At 45.5% G+C, this 1,427-nt stretch carries 1 protein-coding gene; it reads right to left on the bottom strand.

Going from position 1 to position 1,427, the window contains the following annotated elements; genetic code table 11:
- Positions 1-22: 22 nt before the first annotated feature.
- Positions 23-1,216 (bottom strand): NAD(P)/FAD-dependent oxidoreductase, encoded by a 1,194-nt coding sequence (locus tag GNE10_RS34450; RefSeq protein WP_185570501.1) that lies wholly within the window; start codon positions 1,214-1,216, stop codon positions 23-25.
- Between the last annotated feature and the right edge of the window lie 211 nt (positions 1,217-1,427).

Raw genomic sequence — 1,427 nt, 5'->3', positions numbered from 1 at the left:
CATCTCCCCAGTCTCCAGTCCCCTATTTAGAAAGTGTCTCTATAATAGGACGGACTAACCAATTAAAACCAACTTTAAGCTGATGATCTAAAGTTGGCAACCTATATAAATAAGCAAGACGACGACCGATGTATGCCAAAGACCCATCTAGTTTGATTCCTAAGCCAGCGAGGGTAGCGTTGTCTTTCCCCAATGCCATCATTTCCCCTAAGTTTTGATAGTGGAAGGGAAGTAAAGGACGATTGGTAAGAGAAGCCCACACATTCCAAGCAACGTAATCAGCTTGTTGGAAAGCTGCTTGGGCGGTGGCGGGTACTTGTTGTCCTTCTGCGTCGTGACAGTCTGCTAAATCTCCCAAGGCAAAGATTTCTGGATGCTCAAAGACTTGTAGGTTAGATGTGGTGGTGATTTGACCGCGCTGATTTTGCTTGAGGGGAAGGGATTTTACCACTGGTGCAACTCGAACTCCCACTGTCCAAATTACTAATTCGACGGGAATTGTGTCTACTTGATTTTTATATTCTAGGGAGATGGTATCTTGCTCGATGGATTCGACTTTGGTTTCTAAATCGAGAAACACGCCACGTGCATCTAAAGCTTTTTTGGCTGCTTCCCGGTTAAATTCTGGGGAAGTTCGCAAGATTTGGTCGGCAATTTCAATGATGCGAAAGCGTCCTCTCTCGCCTAGCCTGTCGGCTAACTTACAAGCTAACTCTACGCCACTGTAACCAGCCCCGACGATCGCCACTCGAATTTTATCAGCATCGGATTCTTCTAAAAATCGCAGTCGTTCTTCTAAACGATAGGCGTCGGAAATTGTGCGGAATGTGTAGGCGTAGGCTGCTGCACCAGGTACTAAATCTAGTGGTGTTTCTCCTCCTAGCGCCAGCACTAATCGTTCGTAGGGGATTTGTGGCCCTTCGTGTAAGTTTACCCGCCGCTGGTCGATGTCAATTCCAGATACCACTCCTTGATAAAAACGTATCCCTGTACCTTGTAAAAGTTCTTCAAATGGTGGGGCAATTTCCCAGGTTTGCAGTTCGCCAGTGAGTAATTCGTAGAGTAAGGGGGAAAATAGAAAGCGATCGCTTTGATCTACCAAAACAATTTCCGGTTTTTGTGTAGATTCCCAAGGTAACTGGCTTAAACGCAAGGCTGTGTAGAGACCACCGAAGCCTCCACCAAGGATGCAGATTCTAGAAGTTTGTTGAGTCATCGATTCTATGGGACGGTCAATATTAGCAGGGCGACTAACTTAAGTGTAATGATTTCTTTAGTGCGATCGCCATCAGCCAATAGTCAACAATCAACAGTCAACAGTCAACAATATCAATGAAATATTTTGTTATGCCAATTTGAAAAAATAATGCAACACATAGACAAGACCCCTCCCCAACCCTCCCCTTGGCAAGGGGAGGGTGCCGTCA

Source organism: Nostoc sp. 2RC (genome assembly GCF_014222165.1).
GTDB lineage: Bacteria > Cyanobacteriota > Cyanobacteriia > Cyanobacteriales > Nostocaceae > Nostoc > Nostoc linckia.
This window is presented reverse-complemented; position numbering and strand designations above follow the sequence as displayed.